Genomic DNA, 22129 nt, shown 5'->3' with positions numbered 1-22129 from the left:
TTAGATATATGAAAAAGATAAACAGATATTCAACAAAAACAGGGCTTTGGGCATTGGCCATGGCGCTGGTTTGTATCATCGGTTCGTGCAAAAAGAACGATGGCTACAACAAAGAGCCGGTAAGTACCGATAAAGCAAAGCCGGGTGTGGTTACCAACGTACAGGTAAAAAACTTTAACGGCGGCGCCTACATTACGTACGATCTGCCCAACTCGGAAAATATTTTATATGTACTGGCAAAGTATAATATAAATGATAAAACCGCGCGCGAAACCAAATCGAGCTATTACACCGATACGGTTGCCGTTGATGGTTTTGCCGATGTGAAGGACTATGAGGTAACGCTTACCACCATAAGCCGCGCCAACGTGGCATCAGACCCCGTAAAGGTTACCGTACACCCCAATACGCCGTTTTATAAACTGGTAAAGCCATCGCTAACCATAGCGACAGATTTTGGCGGAGTTGCCATAAACGCGCTAAACCCCAACCGGAAAGACCTGGGTGTAATTTTAATAGCCCTGGATAATTCTACCAAAGCGTTGGAAGTTGCCGACCAGCATTACACCAATACCGATACCATCAGCTATACGGTACGTGGGTTCCCTTCGGTACCTACCAAGTTTGGCGTATACCTTACCGATAAATTCGGCAACCTTTCTGATACTACCATTGTAACCCTTACGCCACTGTTTGAAACCCAGCTTGATAAAACCAAATTCTCGGTTTACAAAAAGGCAAGCGATAGCGATATTGGTTACGGCTGGGAGCTGCCCTATTTATGGGATGGTAAAACAGATGGCTACTCTAATGGATGGCATACGCAGCCGGGTACAGGCAAGCCTTTGCAATGTACATTTGGCTTAGGCGTGCTTACACAGCTGAGCCGTATCAAAATTTGGGAGCGCCCGCTGGAGTACGCTTTTTTCCATGGTAACCCAAAAAACTTCACTTTCTGGGGCTCGAGTAAAGAGTCGCCTGCGGATGTAGTGCTGCCGGCATCGGCATCGGTAGGTACTGTGGTTGGGGATTGGGTTAACCTTTCTAACTACCGTTATCCAAATCCGCCATCGGGTTTGCAGCCGGGTTTCACCAACGGTACCGACGAAAAATTTGTTGAGGCAGGGGTAGACTTTGTGGTGCCAACATCGGCTCCGCCGGTAAAATACCTGCGCTTGCTGGTGCACGATACCTGGGGCAAGGGCGATGTAACGCACTTAATGGAAGTTTCGGTTTACGGTAAACCGCAGTAGTATTTCATCAATATTTAAAAAAGAAATTATGAAAAGCCTTTTTAATATTTGTCTGTTTTCCTGTGTGATGCTTGGCTTATTCAGCTGCGGAAACAAGGATAAAGACTTTAAAAACTTCCTTAACAATAAGGAAGTAACCTACCCGGGTTTGGTAGGTAAAATACATGCCAAAAGCGGTAACCTGCGCGCGGCCCTGGTTTGGAACCCAAGCCCGGACCCAAGCATAAGCAAGTATGTGATCTATTGGAACAACAAGGCCGATTCGATCACTTTAACGTCAACCAACCACAATACTACTGACTCTATCACGGCGGTTATCCCGGGGTTGAACGAGTACATTTACTCGTTCACCATTTATTCGTACGATGCTAAGGGAAACAGGTCTATCCCATTGGATATAAATAACGTAAAGGTTTACGGGCCGATTTACCAATCGGGTTTACTAAACCGCACTTACGATGCCGCCAACCCGTTCTCGGTGAGCGATAACGGTAACATCAGGCTCAACTTTTTGCCGCGCGATACCAGCGTAGTAAATATTGGTACCGATATAAAATACACCAACCGCAATGGTGCAGAAGTGGTAAAACAGCTAAAGCCCGATAGTTTGGGCATTACGTTAACCGATTACAAATCGGGTGCCCCCGTGCAGTTTCGTTCATCTTACGTGCCGATCAAAAATTCCATCGATACCTTTTACGTGGCAAACTACGGTACTTTTCCGGCTATTAGCGGCATAGCGCAGTGTAGCAAATCATTGTTCAAAGAGAATAAGTTATCCGGAGATGCCGGTACTTACGAAGGGCAAACCAGCGTAAGCAAACTCTGGGATGGTTCGGTAGGTCCGCAGGGTTATCCAAATATCTTCCACAGCGATGGCGACCACGGTATGCCGCATACCATCACTTTTGATATGGGTAAGGTGTATAAAAAACTTACTTCGATAGAAGAGACCGGCCGTAACTGTTGTAACAACCCCGACCAGTTTGAAATTTGGGGCATAGCCAATATCAGCGGTGCCGAAACAAGCTTATCGCCACATGATAGCGGCTGGTCTGCAGAGATGGTGGCCAAAGGCTGGACGCTATTGAAAGACATCCAAAGAACCGACGATGGCCAGCAAGCCCAGAAATACGATTTTGGCACTGTACCGCCGGTAAGATACATCCGTGTGCGTATAAAACACGTAACCACCAATGATGGCAACTACAGCAACATGGGCGAGATGACCTTCTGGAACGACGTTCTTAACTAAACTTTATCTTATCCGATACACATCAATAAACCATTCTTTGCAAAAGGGATGGTTTATTGGTTTTAAACACCTTATTTTCGTTGATACATGGCAGCTTTACCAGGCCAAACCACAATACCGATGTTGAAATACTATTTTACTTTTTGTGTTTTACTTTGTTTTATATTGCCGGCCAAGGCGCAGCAGGCCACCCCGCTTAACACCAAATGGAAAGGTTTCGAACGGGTAAATTTTTCTATCGAGGGGCATGATGCTTATTATGTAAAACCAAATAAACCCCTGCCGGGCAACCCCTGGGTTTGGCGTTCCTCCTTTGCAGATTGGCATACCGATGCAGATAGTGTTTTGCTTTCGCGCGGCATGTATGTGGCTTATATTGATGCAGATAACCAATTTGGCAGTCCACAGGCCATGCAGGTTTGGGATAAGTTTTACGCCTACTTGCTTAAAGCCGCGTGGTTCAGCACAAAACCGGCTTTGGAAGCCGTGAGCCGTGGTGGTTTATACGCGTACGCCTGGGCAAAACGCAACCCAGATAAGGTGAGCTGCATTTATGGCGAAACCCCGGTTTGCGATATTATAAGCTGGCCTGGCGGCAAGGGAACAGGCATGGGTGATACCACTTCATGGAAACAGTTTAAGCAGGTTTTTGGCTTTACTGAGGAGCAAGCATTGGCTTTTAAGGATAACCCGATCGACAATTTGGAGGGGCTGGCAGCTTTCCATGTGCCCATACTGCATTACATCAGCAACGCGGATAAATTAGTGCCCGTTACCGAAAACTCCAACATCCTTGTAAAGAATTATAAAGCATTAGGCGGCACTGCTACCGAGATAGTGATAGATAAGAAGCCACAGGAATTATTTGGGCACCATTTTATCATTGAACACCCGGAAGAGATCGCGGATTTTTTGATGAGCAACGCTTACCCGGTGAAGTCCGTTTTGCCTTACAATGATTATTATAAAGTGAGGGGCGCAATAAATAATTTCTTGTACAACGTCAATAAAAAGAAAAAGGCGACGGTGGCTTTTTTAGGCGGCTCCATCACCTTTAACCCCGGCTGGCGCGATAAGGTAACGGCTTATTTAAAAGAGCGTTACCCCAATACACAATTCAGGTTTATTGCCGCGGGGATTCCATCTTTGGGCAGCTTACCGCACGCCTTCCGCCTGAAACGCGATCTGCTGGATTCGGGCAAGATAGACCTGCTGTTTTTAGAGGCAGCGGTAAACGACCGCGCCAACAGCACCGATAGCTTAACCCAGGTGCGCGATCTGGAGGGTATCATCGTCCATGCCAAATGTGCTAACCCCATGGTGGATATCATTATGATGGAGTTTGCCGATCCGGATAAGAACCGGGATTACGCATTGGGCAAAACACCCGAAGAGGTTGCTAACCACGAAATGGTGGCCAGTCGTTACGGCCTGCCATCCATTAATATTGCCAAAGAGGTTTACGATAAGATAAAGAACAAGGAATTTGACTGGGACAGGGATTTTAAAGACCTGCACCCCGCGCCGTTTGGGCAGGAGTTGTACTTCGCCAATATAAAAGCCCTGCTGCAGGCGTGTAGTGATAGCATTAATAAACGTCTCCACCCGCAACTGCACCCTAAACGATTGAACGCTGCCAGTTTTGTAAACGGTAACTATTACAGCATCAATAATGCGAAGCTTGACGCTAATTGGAGCATTAACCCAAATTGGACACCTACAGATGGTCTGGGTACACGCCCCGGTTTTGTAAACATCCCTGTCCTCTCCGCAGATAAACCCGGTGCGGAACTGACATTGAATTTTACAGGAACAGCCATTGGTATGGCTATTGTTTCGGGCAGTGACGCGGGTATGGTTTCTTATACGATAGATGGTAGATCTTATAAAAATATCGACCTGTACACTCAATGGAGCGGCGGACTGCATCTGCCATGGTATATTTTGTTCGATGGGAATTTAAAGGCCGGGAAGCACATAGTGAAACTTAAAATATCTGATCAGCATAACCCTAATAGCAAAGGTTACGCCTGCCGTATTGTGAATTTTTTAAGGAGCGAATAATCCATGCTTTTTATGCTTTTATCCATTTTATAAGCGCTGATAAGCTTTTATTTTTAATGCAGCCAATAGAATTAAACAAATGTTAAAACAGTCCTGCTAAAGCCGCTTGTTTTAACCGCCTGCTGAGGGCGCTAAGCCAAAAAGAATGAAAAGATACTGCTGCCTGTTTACACTTGTTTCTGTTTTTATAGCATTTAATGCCTTCGCGCAAAACAAGCCGCTAAGGCTTTGGTACGATAAACCCGCCGCCCGCTGGGAAGAAACCCTGGCATTGGGTAACGGCCGTTTAGGTATGATGCCCACCAGCGGTGTCTACGAAGATAACATCACCCTGAATGATATTACCCTGTGGAGCGGTGCCCCGCAGGATGCCAATAACTACGAAGCTTATAAAAGCCTCCCCGAGATTCGCAGGTTGCTTTCCGAAGGTAAAAACGATGAAGCGCAGGCGCTGGTTGATAAGAATTTTATCTGTAAGGGCATTGGCTCCGGCGGTGTACCGTTTGGCTGCTACCAAACTTTAGGCAACCTGCAATTAAAATTCAACTACGCGGGTGATAAGGCAGTCCCGACTGATTATAAGCGTGAGCTTTCTTTAAATAACGCGGTTGCTTCTGCATCGTTTAAAGTGAATGGCGTTTTATATAAGCGCGAGTATTTCACAAGTTTTGGTAGTGATGTAAGTATTATTAAACTCACCACAGATCATCCCGGGACGCTTAATTTCAGTATCAACTTATCCCGCCCCGAGCGCGCGACGATCATCGGAAAATTCGACCAGTTAGAAATGGCAGGTCAGTTAGCCAGCGGTACAGATGCAGGTGGAATGAAATACCTTGCCAAAGTAAAAGCTGTATTAAAAGGCGGTGAGCTTAGTAACGATGGTCATCAAATTATCGTAAAAAACGCTACCGAGGCCATGATATACCTATCGGCAGGTACCGATTTTAAAGGAGCCGATTTTAACGCGAATGTGAATACCAAGCTTAACGCTGCTTTAAAAACACCATACGCGACAGAAAAGGCCAGCCATATTGCTAAGTATCAAAAATTATTCAAAAGAGTTTCGGTAGATCTGGGAACCAGTACTGCACCGGAGGAAACCACTGATAGGCGTTTGCTCACCTTCCATCAGAACCCTAATGCCGATAAGCTTCTGCCGGTACTGTTTTACCAGTTTGGCCGGTATTTAAGTATTTGCAGTACCCGGGTTGGGCTGTTGCCGCCAAATTTGCAGGGCCTTTGGGCAAACCAAATTCAAACCCCGTGGAACGGCGATTATCACCTGGATGTGAACATCCAGATGAACCAATGGCCGGTAGAAGTATCCAATTTATCAGAACTTAACCTGCCTCTTGCCGACCTGGTAAAAGGTATGGTAAAACCCGGCGAGCGCACCGCAAAGGCCTACTATAATGCCGATGGATGGGTGGCGCATGTGATCACCAATATATGGGGCTTTACTGAGCCCGGCGAAAGCGCGTCATGGGGTGTAACCAAGGCAGGCTCGGGCTGGCTGTGTAATAACTTGTGGGATCATTACGCTTTCTCGCAGGATAAAAAATACCTCAACGATATTTACCCCATACTGAAAGGCTCGGCGCAATTTTATAGCAGTATGCTGAATAAGGACGAGAAAACCGGCTGGCTGGTTACCTCGCCGTCTTCATCGCCCGAGAATACCTTTTACCTGCCAAACGGCAAAACCGCCAGCATCTGCGTAGCGCCAACCATCGATAATCAAATCATCCGCGAACTTTTTGGTAACGTAATTACCGCGTCCAAACTCCTGGGTAAGGACAATGCCTTTGCCAAAACTTTGGCCGAGAAGTTAAAGCAGCTGCCACCCGCCGGGCAAATAGCCAAAGATGGCCGCCTGATGGAATGGCTGGAAGAGTACAAAGAAACCGACCCGCAGCACAGGCATATCTCGCATTTATACGGGCTGTACCCGGCATCGCTGATCACGCCGGAGGCTACACCCGCATTGGCTGAAGCCTGCAGAAAATCCTTAGAGGTGAGGGGAGACGATGGGCCAAGCTGGTCGATAGCTTATAAATTACTGTTTTGGGCACGCCTGAAAGATGGCAACCGCGCCTATAAATTGTTTACCGAGATCATGAAACCCACCACACGTACCGATATTAACTACGGAGCGGGTGGGGGCATTTATCCAAACTTGTTATCAGCAGGGCCACCGTTCCAGATAGACGGTAACTTTGGCACGGCCGCCGGCATAGCAGAAATGCTGATACAAAGCCACGCCGGTTTTATTGAGCTGTTGCCGGCAATACCCGATAGCTGGAAAGCATCGGGCCAGGTTAAGGGTGTGAAAGCCCGGGGGAATTATATAGTAGACTTTAGTTGGTTAAACGGGAAGGTGATTAGCTGTAAAATAATCTCTTCCCACCCCCGGAAAGTGAAGGTAAAGATGAATGGTTTGCTAAAAACGCTTAATACGGTAAAAAGCTAAGCGCTTATTTTCGTAAACACCTAAAAATACATCATGCTTAAAATTTATATCTGCTACGTTGCAAGCATCCTGTTTGCCTTTGTTTTTATTTTTAATGCAGGGGCAAAAACGCCCGTGGTTGTCAATATCGCTTTTGGCGATGCAGGCAGCATCCGTTACAATTTAAAAACGGGCACGTTCAACTTTATCCAAAACGGGCACGAGGTGTTTATGGATATTTACGCCGTTGCAACGGTGAATGCCGATACCCTCACTACAAAAAGTTATGAGATACGGCAGTATAACAAAATAGCCATAGCCGATGGCTTTGGTAAAGGTATAAAGCATACCATTGTGTTAACCGCAGCGGGCAAGCCGATAATGAAGCAGGTGTTTTACACCTACACCGGCCGCAATTACTTCCTTACGGAGATCTGCTTTACGGGCGCGCCGCTAAAAACCAATTATATGATGCCGCTGATAGGGCATTTTAAACCGATTACGGGTAACGATGTGCGCAGCCTTTTTGTGCCTTTTGATAACGATACCTTTATCAGCTATAATTCAAAACCATTTACTACCACCGCGGGAACGAGCGCCGAAGTTGGGACAGTTTACGCTAACGACAACCGCAATGGCATCATCGCCGGCTCGGTAGAGCATGAGGTTTGGAAAACCGGTGTTGAAACCCAATCGAACGCCACAGTGGGCCAACTCAAAGTATGGGCCGGTTATACTGAAGAGGCCGTTACCCGCGATAAAATTCAGCATGGCTTCATCAGCGGTAATACGGTTAGGTCGCCCAAAATATTTGTAGGCAGTTTTAGCGATTGGCGCAGCGGTATGGAAGAGTACAGCAAGGCCAACCGCATTGCCGAGCCTCCTTTTGTTTTTAACTGGAGCAAATCCACCCCCGTAGGCTGGAACAGCTGGGGCGTAATACAGGAACACATCAACTTTGACAAAACCATTAAAGTGGCCAATTTTTTTGCTGATAGCATCCCTGCTTTCCGCACCAGGAATACAGCCTATATCGACCTCGATTCGTACTGGGATATGATGGTGTCGCATGGCGATTACAGTAAGCTAAAAGAACTTGCCGATTACTGCAAAAGCAAAGGATTGGAACCCGGCGTATACTGGGCACCCTTTACCGATTGGGGACATGGCGGCGGCCCTGACCGGATAGCCGATGGCGGTAATTACAAGTACGGTGATATGTGGACAAAAACCGGCAGCGGCTACCACGACCTGGATGGCGCCCGCGCGCTCGATCCAACACATCCCGGCACCAAAGCGCGCATTGCCTTTGTTGTCGCCAAGCTAAAGGCCTGCGGTTTTACCATGATAAAAATTGATTTTCTGGGCCATGGCGCTATTGAGGCAAACCACTTTTACGATCGTAAAGTAACCACCGGGATGCAAGCCTATAAAGCCGGTATGGAATACCTAACCCAACAATTGGGCAGCCAGATGCTTATTTACGCCGCTATATCGCCAAGTATGGCCTCTGGCCGCTACGTTCACATGCGCCGCATTGCGTGCGATGCTTTTAAAAGTATTGATAACACACAGTATACCCTCAACAGCGTAAGCTACGGCTGGTGGCAAACCTATTTATACAACTACATAGATGCCGACCACGTGGTATTTAACGACGAAAAAATTGGCGCGAACCGCGCACGCCTGTTATCTGCCCTGGTAACCGGCACCTGGATCAGCGGCGACGATCTATCCAAAACCGGGCAATGGACGGAACGCATTAAACAATACTATCAAAATAAAGACCTGTTGAAACTGGTGAAATACGGCAAGGCCTTCCGCCCGGTAGAAGGTAACACCGGCACCGGGGCTTCGGAAATGTTTACCAAGCAGGTGGGTAAAACCTTCTATCTGGCGGTGTTCAATTATTCAAAAAACGAAAAGGCTTATGCGCTAAACTATCAGCGTTTGGGATTAGTGGCCACCAAAATTATTGCCCTAAAAGAGGTTTTGCAGGATAACGAGATCGGGTTGAATAACAATATCGATCTGAAGCTTAATGCGGAGGACGCCGCGCTGTATAAGTTTACGCTTAAATAGGTTTATAATGACAAAGCGCTCGTCGAGTGGACTCACCCCGGGTGCGCTTCGCTGCCCGACCCTCTCTGCTTCGCAAAGACAGTAAGAAATAAGAAATAAAAAGATCCAACCGCCACACCTACCTCAAGCGGCTGTAATTGAACTGATTTGGGGGCTCCGCTGGAGTCTGAGAGGCCTGTTTTTAATTTCTATAAACACGATGCTCCTAACGGAGCGTTTTATTCTCGTGAAAAAGCAAATTGGCTCCAGCGGAGCCACGTGTTTATAGAAGAAGTTTGTTGAGGTGTTCAGGCTCCAGCGGAGCCTCCTAACAACGATTGATTTTGAAGCAGTCGCCAGTTAAATAACGAGGCTAAAGTGGATTTTTTGTTAAAATCAAATTTTACCCCTCCTCTAAATAACACCATTCTTCCCGCTATTGAAATGCTTTGTCCGATATCGGGCACTTTTTCATAGTCTATTTTTTATAATTACCTTACTGTCAATATTTTAACTTTGGTACATCCATTGCAAAGCCCTGTGCATATAACATTGTCACAAAATGGATCAGCTGATAGAACAGGAAGTAACCGCCCGCAAAAAGAAAAAGGGCATTTTAATAGGGGCCATCGCAATACTGGCGCTGGCCGCATCGGTTTGGCTGTTGCGTACCACCCTAAAATCGAGCATAAAAAGAGCCGACATTACCACTGCTGTCGTAGAGATCGGCAGCGTAGAAAACACCCTGAACGCCACCGGCGAAGTACTGCCCGAGTTTGAAGAGATCTTAACCAGCCCCATCAATGCCTCTATCAAAAATGTGGTGATGGATGCCGGTAATAAGGTGAATGCGGGTCAGTCTATCCTCACCCTCGATAAATCAGCATCGCAAACCGAGTTTGAGAAGATCAACTTCCAGATGCAGAGCAAACGCAACGAGATTGCCAAGCTTAAACTGGATCTCAACAAAAGCTTTTTCGATATCCAGTCCAACAATGATATCAAACAACTGCGCATCAGCAACCTGGCCGATGCGGTCGAAAACGCCAAACGCTTGTTTAAAGCCGGCGGCGGTACCCGCGAAGGCATTGAGCAAGCAGAATTGAACCTGAAAGTTGCTCAGCTGGAAAAAAAGCAACTGGAGAACGAGATAAAAAGCAAGCAGCAAACCATGCAGATTGAGATAAAGGAAGCCGAAATAGCTCTGGCCATCCAACAGAACGATCTGAACGGTTTGCAGCGCAAATTACAGTTAGCCAGCATTATTGCAACCCGCAGCGGGGTGGTCACTTATGTTAACAAAAATATTGGTGCAACCGTGCATGAAGGTGACGCCCTTGCCCGCATTGCCGATCTCAGCAGCTTTAAAGTGAACGGCAGCATCTCTGATACCTATATGGATCAGCTGCATACCGGGATGCCGGTTGTAGTGCGCAGTAACGAGGTACAAATGAAGGGCCACGTAGTGAACGTTTACCCATCCGTACAAAACAGCATTGTAAGCTTTGATGTGCAGTTAGACGAGCGCAATAACAAGCAGCTGCGCCCCAACATGAAAGTGGATGTTTATGTGGTTACCGAGGTACGCAGCAAAACCATGCGCGTAGCAAACGGTGCAGCGTTTAAAGGCCCGGCAGAGCAGGATATTTTTGTACTAAACGGCGGCAAAGCCGAACGCAGGGCGGTACACATCGGCCTAAGTAATTTTGATTTTGTAGAGATAAAAGACGGTGTAAAACCCGGCGACGTGGTGATCACATCAGACATGAGCGAGTTTAAGAACACCAAAGAACTCACTATTAAAGATTAAGGCCATGAAATATTTATACATAGTCATCTGCATATTTTCGGGCATCAAAGCCTCGGCCAACACCGGCGGAGATACCGTAAGGCTGAGCTTACAGCAGGTGGTGGATATGGCCAAAGGCAATTCTATAGCTGCCAAACAAGCCACCACCGCGCGCGAAACCAAATACTGGCAATGGCGTACCTTTAAATCAAACTATCAGCCTCAGCTATCGCTAAGCGGTATTTTACCGGGCTACAGTAAAACAACACAGCCGGTATTGCAGCCGGATGGCACCATTATTTTCCAGCCGGTGCATAACGATAATTCATCCCTGCAGCTTGATTTTAGCCAAAGTATTACCGCGACAGGCGGCACGGTTTATGGCACTACCTCTATGCAGCGCTTTTACGATTTCGACCGCAAGAACGAGCTGTTTAACGGCGTGCCTTATGCTATCGGGTACAGTCAACCGCTATTCCAGTTTAACGCTTTACAGTGGGATAAAAAGATAGAGCCGCTGAAGTTTAACGAGAGCAAGCAAGCTTACATCGAATCACAGGAGCAGATCTCCATTACGGTTACCGGTTACTTTTTCGATCTGCTGCTGGCGCAGGTGAATTATCAGATAGCCCAAACCAACTTTACCAATACCGAAAAGATCCTCACCATTGCCAAAGTAAAGTTCGACCTTGGGAAGATCTCTAAAAACGAGATCCTGCAATTACAGTTAGAGCGTCTGAACGCCCAAAAAGCTGTAGGCACTGGCAAGCGCGATATGGAGATTGCCACCCTGAACCTGCGCACCTATACCGGTGCGGAAGGAGAGGATAAAATTTCATTGGAACTGCCGGGTGCAACCATCAATATGGAGGTATCTGCCGATAAGGTTTTGACAGAGGCTTTTGCCAACCGCAGCGATGCGATAGCGTTTGTACGCAAAATTGCCGAGGCCAAACGCGATGTGGCCAAGGCCAGGGGTCAAAGCGGGCTGGTTGCAACCTTAACCGCCAACATTGGTTTTTCTAACACGGCCAGGAACATCCCCGATGTTTACCGTAACCCGCAAAACCAGCAACTGTTGCAATTGCAGTTCAGCATCCCGGTGCTGGATTGGGGGCGCTCCAAATCGCGCGTGAAAACGGCCCAGGCCAACGAACAATTTATTGAGTACGCGGTGGAACAGGATAAACAAACCTTTAAACAACAGATAGTAACCCAGGTAACGCTGTTCAATATGATGAAAGACCAGTTGGTGTTCACAGCGCAGGCGGACAGTATCGCCTCCGAAAAATATAAAATAGCCCGTGACCGCTACGTGTTAGGCGACCTGAGCATTACCGACCTCAGCATCGCCTTCCAGGAGAACGACCAGGCCAAACGCGATTACGTAGCCGCCCTGCGCGATTTCTGGGGAGCGTATTACCAATTGAGATATTTAAGCCTTTATGATTTTGAGCGGAAAGAGAAGATAAACTATAAATAGAGCGAGAGAATCAAGAGACAAGAATCAAGAAATAAGAATCACGAGACAAGAAACAAAAAAACTCCTCACCCTCTTTGCGGCGCAAAGAAGGTCGGGCAGCGAAGCGAACCCGCGGGTGAGTAAAATAACCGAGCGACTAACAGACAAACAACACGATTAACAACATACAAAAATCACAAATCCACTAAATCAATAATTCACAACTAAAATGATACGATTACAAAACATTGAAAAGGTGTACCGTACAGACACCATCCAAACTTTAGCGTTAAACAGCATTAACCTTGATATAGAAAAAGGCGAGTTTTTGTCCATCATGGGCCCATCGGGCTGCGGCAAAAGTACGCTGCTGAACATTATGGGTCTGCTGGATATGCCTTCGAAGGGAAGCATCAACATCGATTCGCAAGTCACCGACAATTTCTCTGATAAGCAGCTGGCGGCATTCCGTAATAAAAAGCTTGGGTTTATCTTCCAGAGCTACCATTTAATAAACGATCTGCAGGTACTGGATAACGTAGAGTTACCGCTGCTTTACCGTGATACCACCGCGAAGGAACGTAAGCAACTGGCTACCGAGGCTTTGGAAAAAGTAGGGCTAAGCAACCGTATCAAACATTTCCCAACACAGCTATCTGGCGGGCAGCGCCAGCGTGTGGCCATTGCAAGGGCCATTGTGGGCAGGCCGGAGATAATCCTGGCCGATGAGCCAACCGGTAACCTGGACAGCGCAATGGGTAACGAGATCATGGATATCCTGTTACAGCTCAACCGCGACGAAGGCACCACCATAGTAATGGTAACACACGATGAGCACATGGCCAAAAAAACGCACCGTTTGGTGAGGTTGTTCGATGGGTCGCAGGTTCAATAATTTATCAGCCTAAAACATTAATATCATGTTAAAAAATTATTTCAAAATAGCCATAGCCGTACTCAGGCGCCGGAAGTTCTTTACTTTCATCAGTTTGTTTGGCATCAGCTTTACGCTCACCATACTGCTTGTGATGACTGCCTTTATAGATAAGGTAGTGAACGATAATTACCCCGATAAAAAACGCGACCGGTCGTTATACATCAGCCACATCGAGTTGCGCGGTAAAGAATCTATGAACTCCAGCGGTTTGAGTTATTCTTATATCAGCCGCTTTGTAAACAAAATGAAAACGCCTGTTAAAATCGCTGTTTCATCAGGTTTCGGCTCCACCAACACGTATGTAAATAACCGTAAGATCGTCATCAATTACAAGTACGCCAATGCCGCATTCTGGGAAGTGCTGGATTTTGAGTTTGTGGAAGGTAAACCCATCAGCAGACAACAAACAGATAATGCAGAGCGGGTTACCGTTATATCTGAGGATATGAAAAAGGAGTACTTTGGCGACGACAACAGCCCGGCTGTGGGCAAGTACATTGAGGCCGACAATATTAAATACCGGGTATGCGGGGTTGTAAAAAGCCTGCCAATAACCTCTTACACGCTATATTCGGATATATACCTGCCTATTACTACGTCCAAAACAAAGCTGGATGCAGATAAGGGTTATATGGGCAATTACTCGGCTATCGTACTGGCAGAAAATAGCAGCGATGTACCAAAAATGAAAAAAGAGTATGACAATATCGTAGCCAAACTACCCATCCCCGGTAAGGAGTGGGACCACCTCTATAGCCATGCCGATACCTATATTGAAGGTTATGTGCGTACCGGAAATGAAAAAAGTTCGGGCATGGTTTACGCATTTACAGCAATAACCCTGTTTGCCTTGTTTGTAATGCTGCTACCCACCCTAAACCTGGTGAACGTAAACATCACCCGTATTATGGAGCGCTCATCAGAAATTGGGGTGCGCAAGGCTTTTGGGGCATCATCAAAAACACTGGTATACCAGTTTATTGTAGAGAACCTGATCCTGACGTTTTTGGGTGGGATAATTGGCGTAGTGCTTTCAGTAGTGGTGATGTATTTCATCAACGATGCTGAGCTGATAGCCAATCTTAATTTAAGCCTAAACTTTACGGTACTGGCTTACGCGCTGTTTACCTGTATGTTTTTCGGCCTGCTATCGGGTGTTTACCCTGCCTGGCGCATGTCTAAACTCAACATCGTACTGGCTTTAAAGGCCTAAATAATTTTATCAATCTTAAAATTCAAAATATTATGTTCAAGCATTTATTTAAAATGATCTGGAATAAAAAGAAGCAAAACTCCCTGCTTATTGTGGAGATCTTGCTCTCGTTCATGGTCATATTTGGGGTGTTCAGCTTCGCGCTCAACTCCTATAACAACTACGCCAAACCCATGGGTTTTAATTATAACCACGTTTGGGCTATTAGTTATAATCATACCTTAGAAACCCAAAACCCCGATTCGGTTACTTTAGTTTACCAAACCCTGCTGCGCAACATCAAATCTATGCCGCAGGTGGTAAATGCCGGGTATCATAGTGGTAACGTACCTTTCGCTAACAATCACAACACTACGGGCCTAACCCAAAAGGGTGTAGAAGTTACCGGTATAAACAACTTTTTTGCAGATGAAAATTACATAAACACCATGGGCACTACCATGTTCTCCGGCCGTTGGTATAATAAAACCGATCCTGTGATCAAGTCGGAAGTAATTGTTGTTAATAAGATGCTTGCCGAAAAACTTTTCGGCAAGGCCGATGCTGTTGGTAAAATGCTTGGCGATAACGTTAAAACCAGGCAAAGGATCATTGGTGTAATAAATGACATAAAAACCGATGGAGATTACCAGCGCCCTGCCTACGCGCTTTATAACCGGCATGATACGGCTTCTTACAAATGGATGGGCAAAATATTGGTAAAAGTTACGCCAGATGCCGATGCTGCTTTTGAGGGGAAACTTTACAAGCTGATGGCGAACACGTTTAAAAACTCTAATATCGAGATAGAGCACCTGGATAATAGACTGGTAGCTTATAACAAGTTTACACTGGTGCCGCTTATCATTCTTTCTATTGTGGCTGCTTTCTTGATCATTAATGTCGCGCTGGGCATCTTCGGCGTGCTTTGGTACAACATCAACAAACGCCGGGGCGAAATTGGCTTGCGCAGGGCGGTAGGAGCTCCGGGTGCCGCGGTATCTTTACAGCTGGTTAGCGAGGCCATGATCCTGGCAACCTTGTCGCTTATTATCGGTGCGTTCTTCGCGGTGCAATTCCCGTTATTAAACGTATTTGATTTACCTGCAAGTGTTTACCTGTTTGCCATGTTGTTCGCGGTTATATTTATTTACCTGCTGGTGCTGGTATGCTCACTTTACCCCGGCAAACAGGCCGCGGCAATTTATCCGGCGGTTGCTTTACATGAGGAATAAAAATTTAGCTTTGGCATATGATACTGGTTATTGATGATGATATTGCGGTACGCACCTCGCTGCAGCTTTTGCTGAAAAGTGAGGGCTACGCCGTAACCGGTGCCGAAACACCGGGCGAGGCTTTGCGTATCATAAAAGAAGATGGCCCGGAGCTGATCATCCTCGACCTTAATTTTTCTATCAGCACTACGGGCGAGGAGGGGATGACGTTATTAGGCGATATTAAAAAGCTGAACGCTGCTCTCCCGGTGATACTGATAACCGGTTGGGGCAGCATTGCGCTGGCTGTGCAAGGCATGAAAATGGGCGCTAATGATTTCATCAACAAACCCTGGGATAACGGGCATTTGCTGCAATCGGTAAAAACCCTGTTAGACCTGCGCGAGGACGCCGCTGTAAACCGTACCCGCAAACAACTGGATAAGGAGTATAATTTTAAGCACATCATTGGCGAAGATCCGCAGATGCTGCAGATATTGGAAACTATTGGCCGCGTTGCCGGTACTGATGCCTCTATCCTGATCATGGGCGAGAGTGGTACCGGCAAGGAGCTGATAGCCGAGGCCGTGCACCATAACAGCCTCCGCCGTAACCGGCCATTTATAAAAGTGAATTTGGGCGGCATCTCCACCTCTTTGTTCGAGAGTGAGATGTTCGGGCATATTCGCGGGGCGTTTACCGATGCGCGCTTTGATAGGGCCGGGCGTTTTGAAATGGCCAATAAAGGTACCATTTTTTTAGATGAGATAGGCGATCTGGATGCCGGCAGCCAGGTGAAATTGCTCCGCGTGCTGCAGGACAGGACCTACGAAGTATTGGGCAGCAGCCGCACCAAAACAGTGGATGTGCGTGTGGTTTGTGCCACCAACAAAAACCTGACGGCAATGGCCGGTACCGGCACCTTCCGCGAGGATCTGTTGTACCGTATCAACCTGATAACCGTAACCCTGCCCGCCCTGCGCGAGCGGCCAAAGGATATCCCTTTGCTGGTGGAGTTTTTTATCAATAACCTCAAACAGATCTACAACCGGCCCGGGCTTACGGTGAGTAAAAGCGCCATGAAGTGGCTGCAGCAGTTGCCGTTGCCGGGCAACATCCGCCAGTTAAAGAACCTGGTGGAGCGCTCTATACTGGTAAGTAAAAAGAACGTGCTGGAGATTGATGATTTTAAATCGCAGCTGGAGCTGTCGCCGCAAAAGAACGGCAACACCAAATGGCCGGGCGTGGGTACCGTAACGCTGGAGGAGATGGAAATTGAGATGATAAAACGCGCCATGGCTTTCCATAAGAACCGGGTAAGCAAGGCGGCAACGGCATTAGGCTTAACCCGCAGCGCGCTATACCGGCGGCTTGATAAATTTGAGATCCCTTACGATGAAGCTGAGGACTAAGTACATCCTATTTGTAGTATTACTGCACGCGCTTGCGCTTGCACTCAGCTTTTATATTTTTGATAAAGACAGGGTTTATTTCATTGTTTCGGAGGTGTTTATCATCATCTCGGTGATCATTGCGGTACAGCTTTACCAGCAGCTGATACGCCCTATAAAAATGCTGCTGCAAGGGATAGAAGCCATAAAGGATCAGGATTTTAATGTGAAATTTTTGCCAACCGGTAAACACGAAGTTGATGAACTGATAAACGTTTATAACCAGATGATAGACGCATTAAGAGATGAGCGGACCCGGCAGGAAGAACAGCACTTTTTTTTAGAGAAGCTGATCCACACCTCCCCAACCGGCATTGTTATACTTGACCATGATAACCGCGTGCAGCAGCTTAACCCCAAAGCTGCCCAAATACTCGGCCTAACCGAAAAGGTGCTGATAGGGCAGGAGATAGGCCTGATGCAAAACCCGCTACTACTACAGGCCGCAAGCCTTAAAGCGGGCGAAACCATTACCGTAAAACCCGATGGCATTAACACCTATAAATTGCAGCGCTCGTACTTTGTAGACAGGGGTTTTCAGCGTGGGTTTTTAATGATAGAAGAACTTACTGCCGAAATATTAGCTGCCGAAAAGAACGCCTACGGCAAAGTGATCCGTATGATGGCGCACGAGGTGAACAATACCATTGGCCCGGTTAATTCTATTTTGCAATCGGCCCTGCGTACTGATAGCCTTTGGCAAACCCAGCCCGACGGGCTGTTGAACAACGCCCTGCAGGTGGCTTTCGACAGAAACCAAAACCTGAACCACTTTATGCGCAACTTTGCCGACCTGGTAAAGCTGCCTCCCGCCAACAAAAAACAAACCGACCTTAACCTGTTGCTGCAAGCGATTATTGAGCTGATGCAGATAAAAGCGCATGGCAAAAATGTGCAGCTTGTATTTAACCCCGGCCCCAAACCCTGTATCATTGCCGCGGATGTAGAGCAACTGGAGCAGGCCCTTATCAATATTGTAAAAAATGCCATTGAAGCCATTGAAACAGAAGGTGCGGTGACTTTTGATATCGATACAAAAAAACGACTGCTTACCATTACCGATAATGGTAAAGGCATTACCGGCGAAGAAAACGCTCAGCTTTTTTCGCCCTTTTTTAGCACCAAAAAGGACGGACAGGGCATCGGGCTCACCCTGGTTCGCGAGATCATGCTGAACCACGGTTTCGAGTTCTCCCTGAAAACCATCGCGGAGCACCGCACCGTGTTTTCAATTAATTTTAATTGATATACATCTAACATCCACTTTCCTTGAGGGATAACCTGCCGTTTTTCAATCGGTTACATGAATTACATGGTAGTGTTTTTTCTCCGGTGCCCGTAGCGTTTATAGCATCTGCCCCGTAATAAATTCGTTACAATTAAATTTTAAGTTGATTTTTCTGGTAACGCATTGATTTTTAACTAAAACTATGTAAATTCAAATGCCAATATTTACTCAAATTCAATGACCAAAACCTTATACCAAAATGCACTTGGTTGCTTTGCCTTCCTCGTGGTCAGCATAAACAGTTTCGGGCAAAATGCCGATAGCGATACAAGCGCGAGACAAACTCAGATAGACAACGTTGTTGCAGGGTATTACAAAAACATCGGCGAGCAATCGAGGCTGTTTAATGGGCCGGAATATACTTTTTACTCCAAAATGCTGAAGGGCAGCGCTTATTTCACCGAGTCGCCAGAATTTACCAACTGTACCGTAGAGTACGATGGGTTTGTGTATAAAAACCTGCAAGTGATGTACGATCTTTATAAAGGATCGGTAGTGATGCAGCTGTCCAGCAAAATTGCGAGCATTGAACTGATAAGCAACAGGGTACAGAGTTTTGATATATTTGGGCACCACTTTTTTAGGTTGGACGCCGTAACACAAGCAAATGGGCCAAACCTTATCACCGGCTTTTACGATTTGATGTACAATGGTAAAACGCAATTTATCATCCATCGCGAAAAAACCATCCAGTCTCATGCTTCGTCAACCCTGGATAGCTACTTTACAGACGAAGACCGGAAAATGTATCTCAAAATGAGCGGTGGTTCTTATAAGAGCTTCAGCAGCCAAAGATCATTGCTCGAAGCTTTAAAAAATAAAAAGCCCGAATTAAAAAAATTCATTAAGGATAATCACATCAGCTTCTACGACGAAAAAGAACAGGCAATGGTTAAAGTAATAGCTTATTACGACCAAATAAATAACTAATATGAAGAAATTTTACTTGTTTGGCATCTGGTGTTTATTCATTGCGCAATTTGTAAAAGCGCAGCAGCCTGCCAGCCCTGTCATTAGCGTAAATTTTCAGCAGGCAACTATACAAACCGTAGTTACCGACATTGAAAGTAAAAGCAGCTATCGTTTTTACTATGATGCCGCCCAATTTGATAGCCTGAAGATAACCCTGCAGGCCACCGATAAAACGGTGCCGGCCATATTGGATCTTGCTTTCAGCGGCACCGATTTTCATTACGCGCTAAACGGCCAGCAAGTATTTCTAACCAAAACAAAGATCTTACAAACAACGCTTGCCCCGGGCTTTTTTGGCATAAAGGCAACGCCCGGCGTTTCAACCGCCCCCGTTAGCCCCGTAACAACTTTTGTTAACGATGGCGACAAAATAATCCCCGAAGCTACCACCGAAAACAAACTATACGAAATTGGGGTAAAAACCAATACTATTGATGCCGGGAGGGCAACGTTGTCGGGTTATATCCGGGATATAAAATCGGGCGAGGCTGTTACCGGTGCCAGCATTTACATTACCGCGCAAAAAACCGGTGTAGCTACAGACCAATACGGCTATTTTACCCTAAGCCTGCCCAAGGGGCGGCATTTGCTCAGTATCCGCGGCGTTGGCATGCGCGATACCCGGCGCCAGATCATCCTGTACGCTGATGGCAAGATTATCATAGAGATGATGGAACAGGTTACCAGCTTAAAAGAAGTAAAAATATCTGCCGATAAGGTTGCCAACGTAAGGGCTGTTGAGCTTGGCGTAACCCGGCTTGATATTAAAAGTATAAAACAGGTGCCAACTGTATTTGGCGAGGCCGATATATTAAGGGTGGTTTTAACCCTGCCCGGCGTGCAAAGCGTTGGCGAGGCCTCAACGGGGTTTAACGTTCGCGGTGGTTCGGCCGATCAGAATTTGATATTGCTTAACGATGCAACCATCTACAACCCGTCGCACTTTTTTGGATTTTTCTCGGCCTTTAACCCCGATATTGTAAAAGGAGTGGAGCTGTACAAAAGCAGCATCCCCGAAAAATTTGGCGGCAGGGTATCCTCTATATTGGATGTTACCGATAGGGAGGGCAATAAAAAGAAATTTACCGGTACCGCCGGTATTGGTTTAATAACCAGCAGGTTTAATATAGAGGGGCCTATTATTAAGGATAAAACCTCCTTTATCTTTGGTGCCCGTGGCACCTATTCAGATTGGTTGCTTAAGCTATTGCCCGATGCTTACAAAAACAGCCAGGCATCATTTTATGATTTTAACCTGGATATAAGCCACCAGATAGACGATAAGAACAATATTTACATCAGCAGTTACATTAGCCGCGATAAGTTTAAACTCAATAGCGATACCGCTTACAGCTACAGCAACCGCAACATAAATATTAAATGGAAGCATAATTTTAATAATAAACTTTTTGGCTTGTTTTTGGTAGGCAGCGACAGATACCAGTACGATATATCCAGCTTTGATAACCCTGTTAATGCCTACAAACTTAAGTTTGATATCAATCAAACCAACTTCAAATCAGATTTTACCTACTACCTAAACACCAGTAACACCATCACCTTTGGGCTAAACAACATTTATTACAAGCTGCACCCGGGTACTTACGGGCCAAACGATGCAAAATCTTTAGCCTTGCCAGATGTGGTACCTGCCCAGCAAGCCCTGGAAAGTGCCTTGTATTTGGGTGATAAATACGATGTGAACGACGATCTTTCTGTAAGCTTTGGCCTGCGGTATTCCTTATATAATTTCCTTGGCCCGCAAGCCGTTAACAATTACGCGCCTGGCTTGCCGCGCAGCAGCACCAGCCTTATTGATAGCACCAACTACAGCAGCGGCAAGATCATTAAAACCTATGGCGGCCCCGAAATACGGCTTTCCGCGCGCTACAACCTGGGCGATAACCTGTCCATCAAAGGGGGGTACAATACCCTCAGGCAATACATCCACCTGCTATCAAACACAACGGCAATTGCGCCTACTGATGTTTGGCAGTTAAGCAACCCCAACATTAAGCCGCAGTACGGCGACCAGGTATCGCTGGGGATCTATAAAAACTTAAAATCAAACACTATCGAAACTTCGGTTGAGGTATATTATAAAAGGCTGAAAGATTACCTGGATTACCGCAGCGGCGCTACCCTGGTGCTAAATCACCACATAGAAACAGATGTTATCAACACCCGTGGCAAGGCCTATGGGGTTGAGTTTATGATCCGCAAGAACACTGGTTCAGCTAACGGCTGGATCAGTTACGCTTACTCCCGCACCTTTTTAAAGCAGGACGACCCTGCCGTTGGCCAGCCGGTAAACAACGGTAATTTTTATCCTGCCAACTACGATAAGCCCCACAGCTTTAATTTTGTGGGCAATTACCGCTTTACACACCGTTTTAGTTTATCGTTAAACGTAACTTACAGCACCGGCAGGCCTATTACCCTGCCAACCGGTAAATACTACTACGCGGGCTCCGAACGAGTGTACTACTCCGACAGGAACGCCTACCGCATCCCTGATTATTTCCGAAGCGATTTTTCGATGAATATTGATGGTAACCACAAGGTACACCAGGCAACGCACAACTCATTCACTATTGGTGTTTACAACCTTACCGGCAGGCAAAACGCATATTCTACTTATTTTACGCAGGAGAGTGGGGTAATTACCGGGTATAAACTATCCATTTTTGCAAAACCAATTCCATTCATCAATTACAATATAAGGTTCTGATAATAATG

At 46.3% G+C, this 22129-nt stretch carries 14 protein-coding genes; all 14 read left to right on the top strand.

The annotated features are described in order from the left end of the window. Positions 1-8 precede the first annotated feature (8 nt). The 14 genes from EPL05_RS23515 to EPL05_RS23450 all read left to right on the top strand — a co-directional run bounded on the left by EPL05_RS23515 (position 9) and on the right by EPL05_RS23450 (position 22121). Positions 9-1253: a DUF4959 domain-containing protein gene (locus tag EPL05_RS23515; protein ID WP_128536435.1), complete on the top strand. Its 1245-nt coding sequence runs from the start codon at positions 9-11 to the stop codon at positions 1251-1253. 28 nt (positions 1254-1281) lie between these two features. After that, positions 1282-2508 (top strand): DUF4998 domain-containing protein, encoded by a 1227-nt coding sequence (locus tag EPL05_RS23510; RefSeq protein ID WP_243837369.1) that lies wholly within the window; start codon positions 1282-1284, stop codon positions 2506-2508. 87 nt (positions 2509-2595) lie between these two features. After that, positions 2596-4572 carry an SGNH/GDSL hydrolase family protein gene (locus tag EPL05_RS23505; RefSeq protein WP_128536434.1) on the top strand — a complete coding sequence of 659 codons (1977 nt, stop codon included), beginning with the start codon at positions 2596-2598 and terminating at the stop codon, positions 4570-4572. 145 nt (positions 4573-4717) lie between these two features. Beyond that, the gene (locus tag EPL05_RS23500) at positions 4718-7045 is read left to right on the top strand and encodes a glycoside hydrolase family 95 protein (RefSeq protein WP_128536433.1); all 2328 of its coding nucleotides are present in this window, start codon (positions 4718-4720) and stop codon (positions 7043-7045) included. 33 nt (positions 7046-7078) lie between these two features. Next, complete coding sequence (locus tag EPL05_RS23495) at positions 7079-9106, top strand: alpha-amylase family protein (protein WP_208394827.1); 2028 nt, start codon at positions 7079-7081, stop codon at positions 9104-9106. Positions 9107-9647: 541 nt separating this feature from the next. Further along, positions 9648-10895 (top strand): efflux RND transporter periplasmic adaptor subunit, encoded by a 1248-nt coding sequence (locus tag EPL05_RS23490; protein WP_128536432.1) that lies wholly within the window; start codon positions 9648-9650, stop codon positions 10893-10895. Positions 10896-10899: 4 nt separating this feature from the next. Beyond that, entirely contained in the window at positions 10900-12357 is a 1458-nt protein-coding gene (locus tag EPL05_RS23485; protein ID WP_128536431.1) for a TolC family protein, read from the top strand. A 208-nt stretch (positions 12358-12565) separates the two neighbouring features. After that, positions 12566-13231 carry an ABC transporter ATP-binding protein gene (locus EPL05_RS23480; protein WP_128536430.1) on the top strand — a complete coding sequence of 222 codons (666 nt, stop codon included), beginning with the start codon at positions 12566-12568 and terminating at the stop codon, positions 13229-13231. Positions 13232-13256: 25 nt separating this feature from the next. Continuing rightward, on the top strand, positions 13257-14486 hold the full coding sequence (locus EPL05_RS23475) for an ABC transporter permease (RefSeq protein ID WP_128536429.1): 1230 nt from the start codon (positions 13257-13259) through the stop codon (positions 14484-14486). 32 nt (positions 14487-14518) lie between these two features. Then, positions 14519-15700, top strand: coding sequence for an ABC transporter permease (locus tag EPL05_RS23470; RefSeq protein ID WP_128536428.1), 1182 nt, complete (start codon positions 14519-14521; stop codon positions 15698-15700). A gap of 17 nt (positions 15701-15717) precedes the next feature. After that, complete coding sequence (locus EPL05_RS23465) at positions 15718-17091, top strand: sigma-54-dependent transcriptional regulator (protein ID WP_128536427.1); 1374 nt, start codon at positions 15718-15720, stop codon at positions 17089-17091. Then, positions 17075-18376 carry a sensor histidine kinase gene (locus tag EPL05_RS23460; RefSeq protein ID WP_128536426.1) on the top strand — a complete coding sequence of 434 codons (1302 nt, stop codon included), beginning with the start codon at positions 17075-17077 and terminating at the stop codon, positions 18374-18376. The genes EPL05_RS23465 and EPL05_RS23460 overlap by 17 nt, the downstream gene beginning before the upstream one ends. A gap of 219 nt (positions 18377-18595) precedes the next feature. After that, positions 18596-19348 (top strand): hypothetical protein, encoded by a 753-nt coding sequence (locus EPL05_RS23455; RefSeq protein ID WP_128536425.1) that lies wholly within the window; start codon positions 18596-18598, stop codon positions 19346-19348. A 1-nt stretch (position 19349) separates the two neighbouring features. Continuing rightward, a complete protein-coding gene (locus EPL05_RS23450) occupies positions 19350-22121 on the top strand; it encodes a TonB-dependent receptor (RefSeq protein WP_128536424.1) in 2772 nt (923 codons plus the stop codon). The last annotated feature ends 8 nt before the right edge of the window (positions 22122-22129 follow it).

The organism is Mucilaginibacter gilvus (genome assembly GCF_004054195.1).
Taxonomy (GTDB): Bacteria; Bacteroidota; Bacteroidia; order Sphingobacteriales; family Sphingobacteriaceae; genus Mucilaginibacter; species Mucilaginibacter gilvus.
This window is presented reverse-complemented; position numbering and strand designations above follow the sequence as displayed.